Annotated in this window: 18 protein-coding genes; 2 read left to right on the top strand and 16 right to left on the bottom strand. The window is 72.7% G+C overall.

Annotated features, from left to right (window positions below; all coding sequences use genetic code 11):
* Window positions 1-72: 72 nt before the first annotated feature.
* The 6 genes from AMETH_RS12670 to pgeF all read right to left on the bottom strand — a co-directional run bounded on the left by AMETH_RS12670 (window position 73) and on the right by pgeF (window position 4,227).
* Entirely contained in the window at window positions 73-681 is a 609-nt protein-coding gene (locus tag AMETH_RS12670) for a hypothetical protein (protein WP_017981851.1), read from the bottom strand.
* 77 nt (window positions 682-758) lie between these two features.
* Window positions 759-1,589: a DivIVA-like cell division protein Wag31 gene (gene wag31, locus AMETH_RS12665; protein ID WP_017981850.1), complete on the bottom strand. Its 831-nt coding sequence runs from the start codon at window positions 1,587-1,589 to the stop codon at window positions 759-761.
* 53 nt (window positions 1,590-1,642) lie between these two features.
* Entirely contained in the window at window positions 1,643-1,927 is a 285-nt protein-coding gene (locus AMETH_RS12660) for a YggT family protein (protein WP_026153057.1), read from the bottom strand.
* A 178-nt stretch (window positions 1,928-2,105) separates the two neighbouring features.
* Window positions 2,106-2,729 (bottom strand): cell division protein SepF, encoded by a 624-nt coding sequence (locus tag AMETH_RS12655; RefSeq protein ID WP_017981848.1) that lies wholly within the window; start codon window positions 2,727-2,729, stop codon window positions 2,106-2,108.
* Between the two features lie 65 nt (window positions 2,730-2,794).
* Window positions 2,795-3,529 carry a YggS family pyridoxal phosphate-dependent enzyme gene (locus tag AMETH_RS12650; RefSeq protein WP_017981847.1) on the bottom strand — a complete coding sequence of 245 codons (735 nt, stop codon included), beginning with the start codon at window positions 3,527-3,529 and terminating at the stop codon, window positions 2,795-2,797.
* Window positions 3,526-4,227: a peptidoglycan editing factor PgeF gene (pgeF, locus tag AMETH_RS12645; RefSeq protein ID WP_026153056.1), complete on the bottom strand. Its 702-nt coding sequence runs from the start codon at window positions 4,225-4,227 to the stop codon at window positions 3,526-3,528. Before pgeF ends, AMETH_RS12650 begins: the two co-directional genes overlap by 4 nt.
* Window positions 4,228-4,304: 77 nt before the next feature.
* Between pgeF and AMETH_RS12640 the strand changes: the two genes are divergently transcribed.
* Window positions 4,305-5,135: a hypothetical protein gene (locus AMETH_RS12640; protein WP_017981845.1), complete on the top strand. Its 831-nt coding sequence runs from the start codon at window positions 4,305-4,307 to the stop codon at window positions 5,133-5,135.
* A gap of 25 nt (window positions 5,136-5,160) precedes the next feature.
* On the opposite strand, the gene ftsZ is transcribed toward AMETH_RS12640, so the two are convergent.
* Together ftsZ and AMETH_RS12630 are read right to left on the bottom strand one after the other, a co-directional pair.
* Window positions 5,161-6,447, bottom strand: coding sequence for a cell division protein FtsZ (gene ftsZ / locus AMETH_RS12635; RefSeq protein ID WP_017981844.1), 1,287 nt, complete (start codon window positions 6,445-6,447; stop codon window positions 5,161-5,163).
* A gap of 190 nt (window positions 6,448-6,637) precedes the next feature.
* Window positions 6,638-7,132, bottom strand: coding sequence for a DinB family protein (locus AMETH_RS12630; protein ID WP_017981843.1), 495 nt, complete (start codon window positions 7,130-7,132; stop codon window positions 6,638-6,640).
* Window positions 7,133-7,228: 96 nt separating this feature from the next.
* On the opposite strand from AMETH_RS12630, the gene AMETH_RS12625 reads away from it, so the two are divergent.
* A complete protein-coding gene (locus AMETH_RS12625; protein ID WP_017981842.1) occupies window positions 7,229-7,663 on the top strand; it encodes an OsmC family peroxiredoxin in 435 nt (144 codons plus the stop codon).
* A gap of 64 nt (window positions 7,664-7,727) precedes the next feature.
* Here the strand turns inward: AMETH_RS12625 and AMETH_RS12620 are convergent, their stop codons facing one another.
* The 8 genes from AMETH_RS12620 to AMETH_RS12585 are packed head-to-tail and all read right to left on the bottom strand — an operon-like array spanning window position 7,728 to window position 17,987.
* Complete coding sequence (locus AMETH_RS12620; protein WP_017981841.1) at window positions 7,728-8,522, bottom strand: cell division protein FtsQ/DivIB; 795 nt, start codon at window positions 8,520-8,522, stop codon at window positions 7,728-7,730.
* Window positions 8,523-9,932, bottom strand: coding sequence for a UDP-N-acetylmuramate--L-alanine ligase (murC, locus tag AMETH_RS12615; RefSeq protein ID WP_017981840.1), 1,410 nt, complete (start codon window positions 9,930-9,932; stop codon window positions 8,523-8,525).
* Window positions 9,929-11,032 (bottom strand): undecaprenyldiphospho-muramoylpentapeptide beta-N-acetylglucosaminyltransferase, encoded by a 1,104-nt coding sequence (gene murG, locus AMETH_RS12610; RefSeq protein WP_017981839.1) that lies wholly within the window; start codon window positions 11,030-11,032, stop codon window positions 9,929-9,931. The genes murC and murG overlap by 4 nt, the downstream gene beginning before the upstream one ends.
* A 6-nt stretch (window positions 11,033-11,038) precedes the next feature.
* The gene (gene ftsW, locus AMETH_RS12605) at window positions 11,039-12,463 is read right to left on the bottom strand and encodes a putative lipid II flippase FtsW (RefSeq protein ID WP_017981838.1); all 1,425 of its coding nucleotides are present in this window, start codon (window positions 12,461-12,463) and stop codon (window positions 11,039-11,041) included.
* Window positions 12,450-13,844 (bottom strand): UDP-N-acetylmuramoyl-L-alanine--D-glutamate ligase, encoded by a 1,395-nt coding sequence (gene murD / locus AMETH_RS12600; protein ID WP_017981837.1) that lies wholly within the window; start codon window positions 13,842-13,844, stop codon window positions 12,450-12,452. The genes ftsW and murD overlap by 14 nt, the downstream gene beginning before the upstream one ends.
* A 2-nt stretch (window positions 13,845-13,846) precedes the next feature.
* Window positions 13,847-14,935 (bottom strand): phospho-N-acetylmuramoyl-pentapeptide-transferase, encoded by a 1,089-nt coding sequence (gene mraY / locus AMETH_RS12595; protein WP_017981836.1) that lies wholly within the window; start codon window positions 14,933-14,935, stop codon window positions 13,847-13,849.
* The gene (locus tag AMETH_RS12590; RefSeq protein WP_017981835.1) at window positions 14,932-16,401 is read right to left on the bottom strand and encodes a UDP-N-acetylmuramoyl-tripeptide--D-alanyl-D-alanine ligase; all 1,470 of its coding nucleotides are present in this window, start codon (window positions 16,399-16,401) and stop codon (window positions 14,932-14,934) included. Before AMETH_RS12590 ends, mraY begins: the two co-directional genes overlap by 4 nt.
* Complete coding sequence (locus tag AMETH_RS12585) at window positions 16,398-17,987, bottom strand: UDP-N-acetylmuramoyl-L-alanyl-D-glutamate--2,6-diaminopimelate ligase (RefSeq protein ID WP_017981834.1); 1,590 nt, start codon at window positions 17,985-17,987, stop codon at window positions 16,398-16,400. Before AMETH_RS12585 ends, AMETH_RS12590 begins: the two co-directional genes overlap by 4 nt.
* Between the last annotated feature and the right edge of the window lie 91 nt (window positions 17,988-18,078).

The raw sequence follows: 18,078 nt of genomic DNA, 5'->3' as shown, positions 1-18,078 counted from the left end.
CTACGCACACGGCGCGAAAGAGCGTCCAGCCCGCCACGGTCAGAACGCCCGGCCGCACAGCCAGGCGGCGACTCAGGCCTTCGCCCGGTGCGCCTCGGCCAGGTGGGCGTCCGGGGTGCAGCGCGCGCACGGCGTGAAACCGAGGTCCCGGGCTTCCTTCACGGAGATCGGGATGGTGTCGCGGTCGGCCAGCCAGCCGCAGTCGGTCAGGTGGTAGCGCGGGTGCTCGTCCACGACCACGACCTCGACGTCCAGCTCGTCCACGATCTCCGCGTCCGCCGGGTCCGTGGACTCCTCGCCCGGCTCGCCCTCCTCGGCCGTGCCGACGAGCTCACCGGCCGTGGGGATCAGCGCCGTCTGGTCCACCGGCGCGTCCTCGACCTCCGCGGCCGCGGTCTCCGGGGCAGGCTCGTCCGCCGGCTTCTCCACCGCCGTGGCTTCCGGCGTCGACGGCTCGTCGTCGTCCGTCGACGCGGCGACGGCGGGCTCCTCGCCCTGCTCCGCCACCGCGGACGCGCGGCGGCGGGCCACCCGGCGCCGCACGAAGTCGACCACCAGCAGCAGCCCGGCGGCGACCGACAGGCCGATCGAGATCCACGCCCACAGCGAGTTCGCCGTGATCAGGGCCGTGATCAGCAACCCCAGCGCGGCCAGAACCAGGACCAGAACGATGAAGAGCACGCTGAATTACAACACGAACCACGCCCGGAACGGTTCCGACCCTCCAACGCGGAGTGCCGGAACCGTCACCGGGAAGCTCAGCCCGCCTCGGCCCGCGGACCGAACGAGTAGCCCTGGCCGCTGCTCGATCCGGCGCCGGCCTGTCCCGAGTTCGCGGATGCCGATGCGGGTGCGGCCGAGCCGCGGTCGTCGAGTTCGCGCAGCTGGGACTCCAGGAACCCGCGCAGCCGGGTGCGGTACTCCCGCTCGATGGTGCGCAGTTCCTCGATCTTCTTGCCCAGCGCGGTCTTCTCGCTGTTCATCGTGTTCATGGTCTCGGTGTACTTGCGCTGAGCCTCGCGCTCCATGGTCGTCGCCTTGTCGCGCGCCTGGCGCTCCAGCGTCTCGGCACGGGTGCGGGCGTCGTTGAGCATGTTCTCCGCTCGCGTGCGCGCCTCGTTGACCATCGAGTCGGCCTTGGTGCGGGCGTCGGAGAGCAGTTGCTCGGACTTCGCGCGAGCCTCGGCGAGCATGCCATCGGACTCGGTCTTGGCCTCGGCGGTCAGCCGGTCGGCCATCTCCTGGGCCAGGCCGAGGACCTTCGCCGCCTGCACGTTCGGCTCGCCGCCGTCCGACATCGGGTGGGCCTGGGTCTGCTCGGCGGCCGAGGGCGGCGGCACGGGCGCCAGCCGGCGCTCCTGCGGGCCAGCGCCTGCGCGGGCGGCTTCGAGGTCGGCACGGGTGCCTTCGAGCTCGGCGTCGAGCTGCTCGACCTGCTGGCGCAGCTCGTTGTTGTCCTCGATGAGCCGCGCGAGCTCGGTCTCCACCAGGTCGAGGAACGCGTCCACCTCGTCCTCGTTGTAGCCCCGCTTGCCGATGGGTGGCTTGCTGAACGCAACGTTATGCACGTCAGCGGGGGTCAACGACATCAGATCACCTCACGCACTCCATGGCCTGCTCCGACACCTGGGTTCCCCCGAAGTCACCCAGGAAGCGCCAGTTGCATCAGTATGAACACAACCAACAGCAGCACCATAATCGATAAGTCCAGTCCGACGCCGCCAATGCGAACCATCGGAATGATCCTCCGCACCACGCGGACCGGAGGATCGGTCACTGTGTAGATGGTCTCCAGCGTCACCGCAACCCCGCCGGCGGGGCGCCAATCCCGTGCGAAGGCACGCACGAGCTCCACCACGACACGCGCTGTGAGCAGCAGCCAAAAGACGAACAGCACGTAGTAGAGGACTAGCCGGACCGCATCCACGAACACCACTCTGCCACATCGCCGTGACCCCGGGAGCACCCGGAACGCCCGGTCTGCCCGGGTCACGTAATCGAACTGTGATTTAGCCAACGGTTTCACCCGTTCGGCCTAAATTGTTACGATCTGTAGTTGTGCCATCACACTGTTCCACCCCATTTCCTGGAACAGGCGGTCGCGCTCAGTGACGGAGGAACAGCCCGCCCTCGGCGATCCGGCGGCGCTCCTCCGCGGTCACCTCCACGTCCGGCGGCGAGAGGAGGAACACCTTGTTGGTGATCTTGTCCATCGAGCCGCGCAGCGCGAACGCCAGCCCCGCCGCGAAGTCCACGAGGCGCTTGGCGTCCGCGTTCTCCATCTGAGTCAGGTTGATGATCACCGGGATGCCCTCGCGGTAGGCCTCGCCGATCCCCCGCGCCTCGACGTAACTCGTCGGGTGCAGCGTGGTGATCCGCCCGAGCGCGTCTCGCGGCGCCGACGCCCTGGCCGGCTCCGGCACCGGGCGCAGCCGCGCCACCGGCTCCGGCTGCCGCTCGACCGCGAGAGCGCCGTGCACGGACGGCTCCGGCGACCGCGGCCGCGCGCGGAGCGGGCCCTCCTCGTCGTAGTCGGAACCGTCGCGGTACCGTCGGCGGGCACGCGGCGGCGGCTCCTCGTCGAAGCCGTCGTAGGCTTCGTCCGCGTAGTCGCGGCGGTAGTCCTCGCCATACCGGTCGGCGGCCTCGTAGGAGTCGTAGCCGTCGTAACCGTCACTGTCGGCCGGGATCATGCCGAAGTAGGCCTTCAGCTTCTGCAGCGCGCTCATGCCTCTCCCTAGCCGCTCCCTCACCTGACTCCCCGGACGCGATCGCTCACTTCCGGGTGATCTCGCTACGGCGAGGCTAGACCGCGCGCGCCGAGCAACGCGGTTCCGACACGCACACATGTCGAACCGTGCGCGATGGCGGGTTCAAGATCACCACTCATCCCCGCGGACAGCTCCACCGCGTCCGGGTGGCTCCGGCGGAGGTCAGCGGCCGCCGCGGCCAGGCGCGCGAAGGCCGGGGCGGGGTCCGCGCCCAGCGGCGCGACCGCCATCAGCCCGCGCAGCCGCAGCCCGTCCAGCCCGGCGATGTGATCCGCCAGCTCACCCACGTGAGGGAGCGGACAGCCGCCTCGTGACGGATCGTCGTCGAGGCTGGCCTGGATCAGGACGTCCAGCGGAGCCGACCGCTCCCCCGCCTCGCGCGCGCTGCGCAGCGCCTTGGCGAGCGCGTCGGCGAGCCGGACCGAGTCGACGGACTGGACCTCGTCGGCCCAGCGCACCACCGACCTCGCCTTGTTGCGCTGCAGCCGCCCGATCATGTGCCAGCGCGGCCGCGCGTCCGGCCGCAGCGCCCGCAGCTCGGCCGCCTTGGGGCCGGCCTCCTGGTCGCGGTTCTCCCCGAGGTCCGTCTGGCCGAGGTCGGCGAGCAGGGCCGCGTCAGTCGCGGGGAAGGTCTTGGTGACGGCGAGCAGGCGCACCTCGGCGCGCGGCCGTCCGGCCGCCGCGCACGCGTCGGCGACCCGCGCCTCCACGGCTGCGAGCGCCTTGGCGATCTCCTCCCGGCGCTGCTCGTCGCTCATTCCGGCTCGGCCCAGGTCAGCGCGGCGATTCGACCGGTGGTGCCGTCGCGCCGGTAGCTGAACAGGGTCGGGTCCTCGGCCGTGCAGCGCGGGTCGACGCCGACCTTGCCGACGCCGGCCTCGGCGAGCTGGCGCCACAGCCCGGCGCGCAGGTCCAGCCCCGGCTTGCCGCCGCGGGTGCGGGTCGCGCTGCCGGGCAGGTGCTTGTCCACGTCGGCGGCCATCCCGGCGGGCACCTCGTAGCACTCGCCGCAGATGGCCGGGCCGAGCAGCACCTCGATGCGGCCCATCTCGGCGCCCGCCTCGACCATCGCCTCCAGCGCGGCGGGCAGCACCCCGACGCGGGCGCCGACGCGGCCGGCGTGCACCGCGGCCACCACGCCGGTCTCCGGGTCGCCGAGCAGCACCGGCACGCAGTCCGCGACGAGCACGGCGACGGGCAGCCCGGGGGTCTTCGTCACGAGCGCGTCGGTGGCCTCGGCGGGCGCGGTCTCGCTGCCGTCGACGACGGTGACCGTGCGGCCGTGCACCTGCTCCATCCAGGCCACCCGCTCCACGCCGAGCTCGGTGCCCAGCCGCTTGCGGTTGGCCTCGACCGCGCCCGGGTCGTCACCGACGTGGTCGCCGAGGTTGAACGTGTCGTACGGCGGCGCCGAAACGCCACCCGCCCTGGTCGTGACCACCCGACGGATGCGCAAGTCCCATTACCTCCACTCGCCTGGTTTCCCCTGAGCCTACTGGGAACCGGACGCCGTGCTCGGCCGGTCTCACCGCCATGGACCTGCCACCCGTGCCCCCGAGCGTCCGCGCACTGGCCACCTCCGGGAAGCTGCCGCCGGAGCTGGCCCCGCTGTTCACCCCGCCAGGACAGGAACGATGGGGCCGCATCGCCGAAGCCGTGGACGAGCGCCTGGACGAGGTGGACCCGGCGGTGCGGGGCGCGTTCGCGCTCGCCGGGGCCTACGGCCACCTGGACGACATCGAGTTCCTCGAGTCCGGCGAGATGCACGAGCACAACGACCGCGCGGTCGCCCTCATCGACGAAGCGCTGGGGCACGGCGGCCCGGACGAGGAGGTCCAGGAGCTGTGGGACCTCACGTACCGGGTGCAGGACGCCGCGCACCTCGCGCACGACCACGAGGAGTACGTCGCCAAGCACGGCGCCACCGCCGAGCAGCGCCTGAACGTGAAGCTGGCGGAGACCCACGCGCGGCACGAGGCCGGCGACCGCGACGCGGCGCTGCGGCTGTTCCGGGAGGTCGCCGAGGCCGACGTGTGGGGCGAGTTCGGCGGCGCCGCGTACCGCTCGGACATCGGCTGGTGCCGCCTGCTGCACGACGCGGCGCACCACGACGGGCCCGAGGCGGCGCGGAAGATCTGGCAGGAAGCCAAGGCGAGCCGGCACGCCGCGCGGTTCCCCTACCCGCACTGGTCGGCCCCGCTCATCGAGATGCTGCTCGGCACGGGGGTGCCGGACCTGCTGGCGCTCCTGGCGCGCGAGCGCCTGGAAGCGGCCGAATCGGCCCCGCCGTGGCCCCTGGACGACGACGAGCTGCGGGTGCTCGCGCTCGCCGTCGAGGAGATCGAGCGGTACGACCGGGCCTGACCGCACGTCAGGCCCGGCGCCGGGTTCAACGCCGCATGAACGGCGGGACGTCCACGTCGTCGTCGGACGGGTCGTCGGTCACCGGGACGGCGCGGCTGGGCAGGCTGCCCTGGCTGGTGCTCGTGCGCGGCGCCGGGTAGCCGCGGCTGCCGCCGCCGGCCTGCGGGAGCCCGCTGGGCGGCGTGCCGTAGTTGGTGCCCGACGGCGGCGTCCGCGGCGGCGTCACCGGGAAGCCGCCACCCGCCGGCGGGGCCGGGGGCTGCGCCGACGCCGCGGGCGCCGGCGTGCGGACCTGCCCGGCCTCGGCCGAGGCCGTGGACGAGCGGTTGCCCACGGCGGGCGGCTCGAGCTTCTTGTGGGTGGGCGAGCCGGAGTCGAACCCGGCCGCGATCACCGTCACGCGCACCTCGTCGCCGAGGGAGTCGTCGATGATCGTCCCGAAGATGATGTTCGCCTCGGGGTGCGCGGCCTCCTGCACCAGCGAGGCGGCCTCGTTGATCTCGAACAGGCCGAGGTCGGAGCCGCCCGCGATGGACAGCAGCGCGCCGTGCGCGCCCTCCATCGAGGCCTCCAGCAGCGGCGAGTTGATCGCCTTCTCCGCGGCCTGCACCGCCCGGCCCTCGCCGCGGGCGGAGCCGATGCCCATCAGCGCGCTGCCCGCGCCGGACATCACGCTCTTCACGTCGGCGAAGTCCAGGTTGATCAGACCCGGGGTGGTGATCAGGTCGGTGATGCCCTGGACACCGGAGAGCAGGACCTCGTCGGCGGAGCGGAACGCGTCCATCAGGCTGACGCCGATGTCGCCGAGCTGCAGCAACCGGTCGTTGGGGATGACGATGAGGGTGTCGCACTCGTTGCGCAGCGCCTGGATGCCGTCCTCGGCCTGCTTGCCGCGGCGCTTGCCCTCGAAGGTGAACGGCCGGGTCACCACGCCGATCGTGAGCGCGCCCAGCTTGCGCGCGATCGAGGCGACCACCGGCGCGCCGCCGGTGCCGGTGCCACCGCCCTCGCCCGCGGTCACGAAGACCATGTCGGCGCCCTTGAGCACCTCCTCGATCTCCTCGCGGTGGTCCTCGGCGGCCTTGTGCCCCACCTCGGGGTTGGCGCCGGCGCCAAGGCCGCGGGTCAGCTCGCGGCCGATGTCGAGCTTGACATCGGCGTCGGACATCAGCAGCGCCTGCGCGTCCGTGTTGATCGCGATGAACTCGACACCCTTGAGGCCGACCTCGATCATGCGGTTGACGGCGTTCACGCCGCCTCCGCCGATGCCGACGACCTTGATCACCGCGAGGTAGTTGTGCGGGGGCGTCATCGGGTCCGCCTTCCTATCGTGAATTCCTCGTACCGCTCACCGGGAGCGAAAAACCCTCAACCTAAACTCAAGGTTCAGAGTTATGTCAACTCCCCGCTCCGTCCGCCGACGGTAGGGATCCGGCGAACCGGAATCCAGTAGCCACGCCGCGTGTCGGCCGTGGCGTTGCAAAATCACCGCGCCGGACGCGTCATTCGCCGGTCCGGCCGTCGGTCAGCTCACGCAGCAGGTCGAGGTGCCCGACGTGCCGCCCAGTCTCCTCCACCATGTGGATCAGCACGTAACGCAGGTTGACCGAGCCGTCCCGGAAGGACACGAGGGTCTCCGGCGTCAGCCCGGCGGCGATCTCGCGGCTTACCGCGCACTGCGCGCGGTAAGCGGCCACCAGGTCCCCGAGCGGGATCGTGAGCGCCTCGCGGAAGTCCGCGTCGCGGTCGGCGGCCAGCTTCTCGTCCCACCGGCTGAGACGGCCGGCGAGGACCACCTCGAACCAGCGGTGCTCCACATAGGTCAGGTGGCCGACCAGGCCGGCGATCGTGGTCAGCTCGCTCGGCACGAGGCTGCGGCGGGCCTGCTCGTCGGTCAGGCCCTCGCACTTGAGCACGACGGCCTCGCGCAGGAAGTCCAGGAAGGCCCCGAGTTGCTCGCGCTCGCCGCCGTCGAAGGCCGGCTCCGTTCTGATCATGACCGCCAGCTTTCCACAGTGGATGTATTGCGCGCAATTGAATTGCGCGCTATGTTTGTGAGCGGAAGGATCTTCATCCAACGGAAGGGGAACACCATGCCCAGTCGCGACGCCACCACCCACTGGGAAGGCGGCCTGCAGAACGGCAAGGGCCACGTCACGCTCGACTCGTCGAACGCAGGCCAGTTCGACGTGTCGTTCCCGACCCGCGCGGGCAACCCGGAGGGCCAGACCAGCCCGGAGGAACTCATCGCCGCCGCGCACTCGTCGTGCCTGGCGATGAACCTGTCCGGCGTACTGGAATCGCAGAACCTGCGCGCCGACTCCATCGACGTCAGCGCCGAGGTCACGCTCGGCCCGGCCGCGGGCGGCGGCTTCGAGATCAGCGGCATCGCGATCACCCTGCGCGCCAGCGTGCCCGGCGTGGACGCGGCGAAGTTCGCCGAGCTGGCGAAGACGGCCGAGCAGACCTGCCCGGTGTCGAAGGCCCTGGCCGGCACGACGATCACGCTGGACGCGGCGCTCGACTGAGCCCGCGTAGGACAATGGCCCCGCGGTCGCACATCCTCGACGACGTGCGACCGCGTGTCCGTCCTCAGGAGACGGTCGGCAGCTCGGGGCTCGCGACGTCGTAGACCTGCCCCTCGCGGGTCAGCAGCACGTTCAGCACCTGCGCCTTGCGGTCCGCCTTCTCCGCGTTCCCCCAGCGCACGGTCTTTCCGCCGGCCAGCGTGAACTCCACGCCGCCCGGGGTCTTGGCCCGCACGACGGTGATCTGCCCCTTCAGCGGCGCGGGCACCGTCGCGAGCACCGCCACCACCGAACGCGTCACCGGGTCGTCCGGGGCAACCGCCGCCACCTGCACCTCCGGCAGGCCCTCCGGCTTGTTCTGCACCGTCTTGTAGTCCAGACCGCCGGAATCGACCAGGTGGAACCCGTCGGCCGCCGCGGTGAAGCCGATCGGCGTCCGCTCCGTCACCGTAATGTCTACAGTGGACGGCCACGACCTGGAGACGTCCACAGTGGCCACCCCGGGGATCGCCGTCACGCGGGCGGCGATCTCGTCGGTGTCCAGCAACAGCATCGGCTTCAGGTCGGGCACCGCGGCAGCGGCCAGGATCTGGTCCCCCGGCACGCTGTTCGCGCCGTGCACCTCCACCGACCGCACGCCCAGCAGCGACGTGAACAACACGACGTACGCCAGGCCGGCCACCGTCAGCACGGTCAGCAACGCCACCCAGCGGCGCCGCAGCGCGCGGCGCCGCGAGACGCCCGTGCCGGTGCGCCGCCGCGCCGTCAGCGGGCGCCGTCCCCGGCGGCTGCGCACCGCCGACGACGACCGCCGCGTGGACGGCCTGCTGCGCTCCTCGCTCCGCGCTCGCGTCGCCACCTAGCCCCCGGCCCGCCGGTCCAGCTCCGCCAGGATCTCCGGCCCCAGCTGCGTCACGTCGCCCGCGCCCATGGTGACCAGCAGGTCGCCGGGCTTGACCAGATCCGCGGCCAGCGCCACGGCCCGGTCGAACGCCGGCTCGTAGTGCACCCCGGCGCCGGTGATCTTCTCCGCGATCAACGTACCGCTGACACCCGGCTCCGGCTCCTCCCGCGCGCCGTAGACATTCAGCAGCACGACCTCGTCGGCCAGCCCCAGCGCCTCGGCGAACTCCGCCGCGAACAGCTTCGTGCGCGAGTACAGGTGCGGCTGGAACACCACGACCACGCGGCCGCTCCCGGCCGCGTGCCGCACCGCGCGCAGCTGCGCGGCGACCTCCGTGGGGTGGTGGGCGTAGTCGTCGTAGACCCGCACGTCGCCGGCGCGGCCCTTGAACTCGAACCGGCGCCGCACCCCGCCGAACGCGGCCAGCCCCTCGGACAGCCCGTCCAGCGGCGCGCCCAGCTCCAGCCCGGCCAGCAGGGCGGCCACGGCGTTGAAGGCCATGTGCTCGCCCGGAACCGCGACCCGCACGTCGGTCTCCCGGCCGTCCAGTGCGATCCGGATGATCCCGCCGCCGTCGGCGGGCCGGTAGTCCAGCACCTTGGCGTCGCCCGGATCCGTCACCGACCGGCCGTACCGGCGCACCCGCACGCCCGCGGCCGCCGCGTGGTCGCCCAGCGCGTTCGCGGCCTCGTCGTCGGCGCACACGATCAGCAGGCCGCCCGGCTCGATCCGGCGCGTGAACTGCGTGAAGACGGCCGTGTAGGCCTCGGCGGTGCCGTGGTGGTCCAGGTGGTCCGGCTCGACGTTGGTCACCACCGCCACCGACGGCGAGTAGCTCAGGAACGACCCGTCGCTCTCGTCGGCCTCGGCCACGAACAGCCCGCCCTCGCCGTGGTGGGCGTTCGCGCCGGACTCGTTGAGGTCGCCCCCGATCGCGAACGACGGGTCCAGCCGACAGTGCTGCAGCGCGACGGTGAGCATGGACGTGGTCGAGGTCTTGCCGTGCGTGCCCGCGATGCAGGCGACCCGGTGCCCGGCCATCAGCAGCGCCAGCGCCTGCGCCCGGTGCAGCACCGGGATGCCGCGCTCGCGGGCGGCCACCAGCTCCGGGTTGCTCTCCTTGATCGCGGTCGACACGACCACCGCGGACGGGCCGCCGGGCAGCGCGTCCAGGTTCTCCGGGCGCTGCCCGATGCCGATCTCGGCGCCCTGCGCGCGCAACGTCAGGAACGCGCGGGAGTCCTTGGCGTCCGAGCCGGACACGCGGGCGCCGCGCGCCAGCAGGATCCGCGCGATGCCGCTCATGCCCGCGCCGCCGATCCCGATCAGGTGGGCCCGGCTCAGCTCTGCGGGAACGTCGCTCACTTTCCGCACACCTCCAGGACGATCCGCGCCAGCACCTCGTCAGCCTCGCGGTGGCCGAGCCCGACCGCCGCCGACCCCATCCGAGCGACCCGGGCGGCGTCGGTGACCAGCGGGACGACCAGCTCGGCCACCTTCGCCGGGGTCAGGTCGGCGTCGGGCACCAGCAGCGCCGCGCCGGCATCCACCGCGGGCCTGGCGTTGATCGCCTGCTCGCCGTTGCCGTGCGGCAGCGGCACGAACACCGCGGGCAGCCCGACCGCGGACACCTCGGCCGCGGTCATCGCGCCGGACCGGCACAGCACCACGTCGGCCGCCGCGTAGGCCAGGTCCATCCGCTCCAGGTAGGGCACCGGCACGTACGGCGGGCGGCCCGGGAACTCCTGCACGACCAGGCTGTTCTTCGGACCGTGCGCGTGCAGCACGCCGATCCCGGCCTCGGCCAGCTCCTTGGCCGCGCCGGACACCGCGTTGTTGATCGACTGGGCGCCCTGCGAACCGCCGAACACCAGCAGCGTCGGCGCGTCCGGGTCGAGCCCGAAGTGCGCGCGGGCCTCCGCCCGCAGCGCCACCCGGTCCAGCGAGGTGATCGACCGCCGCAGCGGGATGCCCACGACCTCCGCGCCCGGCAGCGGCGTGCCCGGCACCGCGACCGCGACCCGCTTCGCGAAGCGCGCGCCGACCCGGTTGGCCAGACCCGGCGACTGGTTGGCCTCGTGCACCACGATCGGCACCCGGCCGCGCGCGGCGAAGTACGCCGGCAGCGACACGTAACCGCCGAACCCGACCACGACGTCCGCGCCGACCCGGTCCAGCACCTCGCGCGTCTGCTTCACCGAGTCGCGGATCTTCAGCGGCAGCCGCAGCAGATCGGTGGTCGGCTTGCGCGGCAGCGGCACCGGCGGGATCAGCTCCAGCGGGTATCCGCGCGCCGGGACCAGCTTGTTCTCCAGCCCGCGGGACGTGCCGAGTGCGACCACCGTGGCGTCCGGCCGCAGCCGCCGCACGGCGTCGGCCAGCGCCAGCGCGGGTTCGATGTGTCCGGCCGTGCCGCCGCCCGCCACCACCACGGTGGGAGCCACGCCGGTAACCGCCTTGCTCACTTGCTCCTACGTCCCTCTCCGCACTGAACTTCCCCGTCTGGCCGGCGTCGAGCGCCGGCGCTCGGGCGCCTGCGCCGATCGTGCCCCGCGGCCCGATGGCCGGTCACCGCGGGGTGCCGGACGGCCGCTCCCCCGCCGCCGCGCCGGCGGCCGGTAGACCTCGGGGGCGGGCAGGCGCAGGAGGCGGCCGAACTTGCCCGGCCCCTGCGACCGCAGCGCCGCGACCGACTCCGGCTCGTGCCGGGCGGCGTTGGCCAGCAGGCCCATCAGGAACATGGTGACCCAGATGGACGTGCCGCCCGCCGAGATCAGCGGCAGCGTCACGCCGGTGACGGGCAGCAGCCCGACCACGTAGCCGATGTTGATCCCGGCCTGCGACACCGTGAACACCGTCAGCGTGCCGGCGGTGATCCGGATCCACGGGTCCAGGTTACGCATGGCGATGCGCAGGCCCACGATCGCGAGCCCGACGAACAGGCCGATGACCACGATGCAGCCGATGAACCCGAGCTCCTCGCCGATCACCGCGAAGATGAAGTCGTTCTGCACGTTGGGCAGGTAGGACCACTTCGACGGCCCCTGCCCGAGGCCCTTGCCGAACAGGCCGCCGTCGGCCAGCGCGTACTTGGCCTGCGTGGCCTGGTACGCGGCGCCGCTGGTGTCCGAGCCCGGCGACAGGAACGACATCACCCGCGACATGCGGTAGGACGCGGTCAGCGCCAGCACCACTGCCCCGGCGACGCCGCCGGCCAGGATCACCGCGAACAGCCGCTTGGGCGCGCCGGCGAACCACAGCAGCGACAGCAGCACCACGCCGAGCGTGATCGTGCCGGACAGGTTGGGCTGTGCCATGACCAGCGCGAACATCAGCAGCGCGACCGGCACCACCGGCACCATCAGGTGCCGCCACTGGTGCAGCACGTGGTACTTGGTGACCAGCACGTGCGCCCCCCACAGCGCGAAGGCGACCTTGGTGAACTCGACCGGCTGCACCGAGAAGCCGCCCACCACGAACCACCGCTGGGCGCCGCCGCCCGCCGAACCGAGCGGCGTCAGCACCAGCGCCAGCATCGCCAGGCACACCACCACGGCCATGGAGGACAGCGCGCGGGTCCGCTTCAGCGGCATCCGCAGCGCCACCCAGAACACGACCGACCCGGTGAGCACGAAGATCAGGTGCTTCTTGAACAGCGAGTACACGCCCGAGCCGGTGTCCGGGTCGACCGAGGCCACCGAGGACGCCGACAGCACCATCACGATGCCGATCGACGTCAGCAGGCCGGTCAGGGCCAGCACCAGGTGGAAGTCGGCCAGCGGACGGGACAGCCACGCGGTCAGCGCGGTGAACGTCGCGCGCGCCGGGCTCTGCCGGTCGCCCCGGTCCCGTCTGCGTGGCGCGCTGTCCTGCTCCTTGTCCTCAACGACCGTCATCGGCAGACCCCGAGGCACGGGCCAGGACCGCGTCGGCGAAGGCGTCACCCCGATGGGCGTAGTTGCGGAACATGTCCAGGGACGCTCCGGCGGGCGCCAGCAGCACCACGTCACCGGGCCGGGCCAGGTCGCTGGCCACCGAGACCGCCTCGTTCATGGCCCCATCGTCACCCGAGGCGACCCGATGGACGGGGACATCCGGCGCGTGTCGCGCGAGAGCGGCGGCGATCACCGGGGCGTCGGCGCCCATCAGCACCACGCCACGCAGCCGCCCGGCGACCACCTCGACCAGCTCGTCGACCGCGGCGCCCTTGAGCTGCCCGCCCGCGATCCACACCACGCTGGAGTGCGCGAGCAGCGACCCGGCCGCGGCGTGCGGGTTGGTGGCCTTGGAGTCGTTGACGTAGCGGACCCCGCCGAACTCGCCCACCTCGACGGCTCGGTGCGCGCCCGGCTGGAACTCGCGCAGGCCCTTGGCGACCCCCGCGGGGTCGATGCCGTAGGCGCGGGCCAGCGCGGCCGCGGCGAGGGCGTTGGCGAGGTTGTGCGGGCCCGCCGGGCGCACCTCGCTCACCGAGATCAGCTCGTCGGCGGAGTGCTGCGGGTCCGGGCCGTAGGCGCGGTCGATCAGCAGGTCCTCGACGAGGCCCAGCTCGCCCGGCCGCGGGGTGTCCAGCCGGAACCCGACGCGCTTCGCCCCGGCGGGGGCGTACTCGCCGGCCAGCCGCACCGACCACGGATCGTCCGAGTTGTGCACGACGACGTTCGAGTGGGCGTGGATGGTGCCCTTCGCGGCGGCGTAGGACTCCATCGTGCCGTGCCAGTCCAGGTGGTCCTCGGCGAGGTTGAGCACCACCGACGCGTGCGGCGCGAGCGTCGAGGACCAGTGCAGCTGGAAGCTGGACAGCTCCACCGCCAGCGCCTCGTAACCCTCGAACACCGCGTCCAGCACCGGCAGGCCGATGTTGCCGCAGGCCAGCGCGTGCACTCCGCCGGCACGCAGCATCGACTCCAGCATGCCCACCGTCGTGGTCTTGCCGTTGGTGCCGGTGACGGCGAGCCAGGTGGCCGGGTTCGGCAGGTCCCGGGAGGCGCGCCAGGCCAGCTCGACGTCGCCGATCACCTCGATGCCTGCGGCGGCCGAGGCGACCAGCAGCGGCGCGGTCGGCCGCCAGCCGGGGCTGGTGACCACCAGGTCGGTGCCGGCGGGCGGTTCGGTGAGGCCCGGGGCCAGTTCGGCGCCCAGGCCGTCCAGCTCGGCCAGCCGCTCGGCGTTGCCGTCGGTGACCGTGACCCGGGCGCCACGCTCGGTCAGGGCCCGCACGGCCGAGCGCCCGGTGACCCCGGCGCCGGCGACGAGCACGTTGCGTCCGGCGAACACTGTCAGCCTCCCGCGCCCAGCTGTTCGGAGTAGAAGAGGCCGAGGCCGAACATGCAGCAGATGGCCGCGAGCAGCCAGAACCGGATGATCACCGTGGTTTCGGCCCAGCCGGCCAGCTCGAAGTGGTGGTGGAACGGCGCCATCCGGAACAGGCGGCGGCGCGTCGTGCGGAACACCGCGATCTGCAGCACCACCGAGATCATCTCGACCATGAACAGGCCGCCGATGACGATGGCGAGCAGCTCGGTGCGGGTGGTGATGGACAGGCCCGCGACCAGGCCGCCCAGCGCCAGCGAACCGGTGTCGCCCATGAAGATCTTCGCGGGCGCGGCGTTCCACCACAGGAAGCCGACGCAGGCCCCGGCCGCGGCGGCCGCGACCACGGCCAGGTCCAGCGGGTCGCGCACGTCGTAGCAGGCGGCCTGCGGGGTCACCACGCAGGACAGGCGGGCCTGCCAGAACGCGATCACCACGTAGGTGGCGAGCACCATCGCCGAGGTGCCGCCGGCCAAGCCGTCCAGGCCGTCGGTGAAGTTCACCGCGTTCGACCAGCCGGAGATGACCACGTAGCAGAAGATCACGAAGATCACCGCGGGGAAGGTGATCAGCGCGAGGTCACGCACGTAGCTGAGGTTCCGCGAGGCCGGGGTGAGGCCGTAGCGGTCGGCGAACTGCAGCGCCAGGATGCCGAAGGCGACCGCGACCACGAGCTGGCCGACCAGCTTCGCGGTCTTGTTCAGCCCCAGGTTGCGCTGCTTGCGGATCTTGATGAAGTCGTCGAGGAACCCCACCACGCCGAGGCCGACCGCGAGGAACAGCACCAGCAGGCCGGACGCGGACGGGCCGTCGTTCGCGGAGCTGCCGGAGCCGATCCAGTTCATCAGGTGCGCGGCGAAGTAGCCGACCACCATCGCGATGATGATCGCGACCCCGCCCATCGTGGGCGTGCCGCGCTTGGACTTGTGGCCCTGCGGGCCCTCCTCGCGGATCTCCTGGCCGAAGCCCTGCCGGGAGAACACCCGGATGAGGTAGGGCGTGAGCAGGATGGAGACCAGGAGACCGATCGCGGCCGCGATCAGAATGCTGATCACGCAACACCTTCCTTGAGCAGTGCGTCAGCGACGAGCCAGAGCTCGGCGACCTTCGAAGCCTTCACGAGCACGACGTCACCGGGTTCCAGCTGCTCGCGCAGGAGGTCGATCGCGGCGGCGGCGTCGGGCACCAGCACGGACTCCTCACCCCACGAACCCTCGTGGCTGGCGCCCTGGTGCATCGCGGCGGCCTCGTCTCCGACCACCACGAGCCTGCTGATGTTGAGCCGGACCGCGAGGCGGCCGATCTCGTCGTGCGCGGACACGCTATCGGCACCGAGTTCGCCCATCACACCGAGGACCGCCCAAGACCGCTTGCCGCGGCTGGCCGAGGCCAGTGTCTTGAGCGCGGCGCGCATCGACTCCGGGTTGGCGTTGTAGGAGTCGTTCATGACCACGACGCCGTCGGCCCTGGTGGTGACCTCCATGCGGCGCGCGGAGCGGCGCTGGGCGGCCGACAGGCGCTGCGCGACCTGCTCGACGGTCGCGCCCAGTTCGAGCGCGATCGCGGCGGCCGTGAGCGCGTTGCCGACGTGGTGCTCGCCGTACAGCGACAGCGTCACCGGCGCCTCCCCGGCGGGAGTGATGAGCCGGAAGGAGGCGCGGGCCTGCTCGTCGAGGGTGATGTCCTCGGCGCGCACCTGCGCGTCCGGGTGCTCGCCGACACCGACGACGCGGGCCGTCGTGCGGCTCGCCATCGCCGCGACCAGCGGGTCGTCCAGGTTGAGGACCGCGACCCCGCCCTCGTCCACCGACGGCAGGGCCTCGACCAGCTCGCCCTTGGTCTTGGCGATCGCCTCGCGCGAGCCGAACTCGCCGACGTGGGCGCTGCCCACGTTGAGCACCGCGCCGATGCGCGGCGGGGCGACCTCCGCGAGGTGCGCGATGTGGCCTGGGCCGCGGGCGGACATCTCCAGCACCAGGTGGCGGGTGCGCTCGTCGGCGCGCAGCGCGGTCCACGGGTGGCCCAGCTCGTTGTTGAACGATCCGGGCGGCGCGACCGTCTCGCCCATCGGCTCCAGCAGCTGCGCGATGAGGTCCTTGGTGGAGGTCTTGCCGGAGGAGCCGGTGACCCCGACGACGGCGAGCCCGCCGCGGGACAGCTCGATCACCACGTGCCGGGCCAGCTTGGCCAGCGCGGCCAGCACGGCGGCGCCGGAGCCGTCCTTGTCGCCGGTCAGCGCCAGCGCGCGCTCGTGCGCCTGGCCGGGCGGCAGCGGCGGCACGATCACCGCGCGGGCGTCGACCTCGCGCGCGGCCAGTACGCCGGCGGCGCCGCTCTCCATCGCCTTGCCGGCGAAGGCGTGCCCGTCGACCTTCTCGCCGGGCAGGGCGACGAACAGCCCGCCCGGGGTGAGGCGGCGCGAGTCGAACTCGACGCTGCCGGTGACCGTCTCGCGTCCGTCGGTGCGGTGCAGCCGCCCGCCGGTGACGGCGGCGATCTGCTCCAGGGTCAGCGGGATCAACGGGTCTCCTGGTTCTCTTCGAGCCGGCGCCGTATCGCCGCCGCCAGCTCGTCGCGGTCGGAGAAGGGGTGCACGACGCCCGCGGCCTCCTGGCCGGTCTCGTGGCCCTTCCCCGCGATCAGCACGACGTCCCCCGCCCCGGCCAACTCGACGGCCTTGACGATCGCCTCGCGCCGGTCGCCGATCTCCAGCACCTCGCCCGCGTCGTGACCGGCCGCACGGGCCCCGGTCAGCATCGCGGCGCGGATCGCGGCCGGGTCCTCCGACCGCGGGTTGTCGTCGGTGACGATGAGTACCTCGCTGCGCTTCGCGGCGGCCTCGCCCATCATCGGGCGCTTCGCGGTGTCCCGGTCGCCGCCGCAGCCGAGGACGGTGATGATCCGGCCCTCGGTGCGGGCGCGCAGCGCGTCCAGGGCCTGCGCCACCGCGGCCGGCTTGTGGGCGTAGTCGACGACGGCGGTGAAGTCCTGGCCCAGGTACACCCGCTCCATCCGGCCGGGGACCTCTACGTGCGCCAGCCCGGTGACCGTCTCCTCCAGCGTGACGCCGCAGGTCTCCAGGATCGCCGCGGCCAGCAGCGCGTTGGCGATGTTGAAGGTGCCCGGCAGCGGCAGCGTGGCGCGCGCGGTGCGGCCGGCGGGCGAGTGCAGCGTGAAGCTCTGCTCACCGGTCGGGGTGGTGGCGAAGTCCGTGGCGGTCCAGCTGGCGTCCACGCCCGGCTCGGTGGTCACGGTGATCGTGTGGGGCGTCAGCAGCGCCTGGCCCCACGCGGTGTCGATGCACACCACCTCGGTGGTGGAGCGGCCGTCGAACAGCAGCGACTTGGCGGCGAAGTACTCCTCCATGTCGCGGTGGAAGTCCAGGTGGTCCTGGGAGAGGTTGGTGAACGCGCCGACCGCGAAGCGGGTGCCGTTGACGCGGCCCAGCGCGAGCGCGTGGCTGGACACCTCCATCGGCACGTGCGTGACGCCCTGCTCGACCATCACCGCCAGCAGCGCCTGCAGGTCCGGCGCCTCGGGCGTGGTGAACGCGCTGGCCAGCCGCTCGCCGGCGATGCGGGTCTCGATGGTGCCGATCAGGCCGGTCACGTGCCCGGCGGCGCGCAGGCCCGACTCGACCAGGTAGGTCGTGGTGGTCTTGCCCGACGTGCCGGTGATGCCGAGGACGGCCAGCTCCAGCGACGGCTCGCCGTAGATCCAGGCGGCCACCGAGCCGAGCACGCCGCGCGGGTCCGGGTGCACCAGCACCGGGACGCCCGCCTCGCGCAGCGCCGGCCGGTCCGCGCCCGCCTCGTCGGTCAGCACCGCCGCCGCCCCGGCCGCGATGGCCTCCGCGGCGAAGTCCGCCCCGTGCGCCCGCGCGCCGGGCAGCGCGGCGAACAGGTCGCCGGGCAGGACGTGCTGGGCCCGCAGGGTGGCCCCCGTAACGACCGTGTCGCCCGGCCAGTGCGGCTCGCCGACCAGGCGCGCGTCCGCGCGCGCGACGAGCGTGGTGAGCGGGACCGGCTCGATGCGGGTCGGCCGTGGCGGCGCCACCGCCGCCTTCACCGGGCTGTCCGGTACCCGCCCCTCCGCTTCCTGCGACATGGTGCTGCTTCCAGACGCTTCCACCGACACAGCACGGAAGGTTACCGAGCCGGGATTCCCCGCTTGCGGCCCGGTACTCCTACCGCATGTG

This window comes from Amycolatopsis methanolica 239 (genome assembly GCF_000739085.1).
GTDB lineage: Bacteria > Actinomycetota > Actinomycetes > Mycobacteriales > Pseudonocardiaceae > Amycolatopsis_E > Amycolatopsis_E methanolica.
The sequence above is the reverse complement of the archived record's forward strand: the minus strand, read 5'-3'. Positions and strand labels throughout refer to the sequence as shown.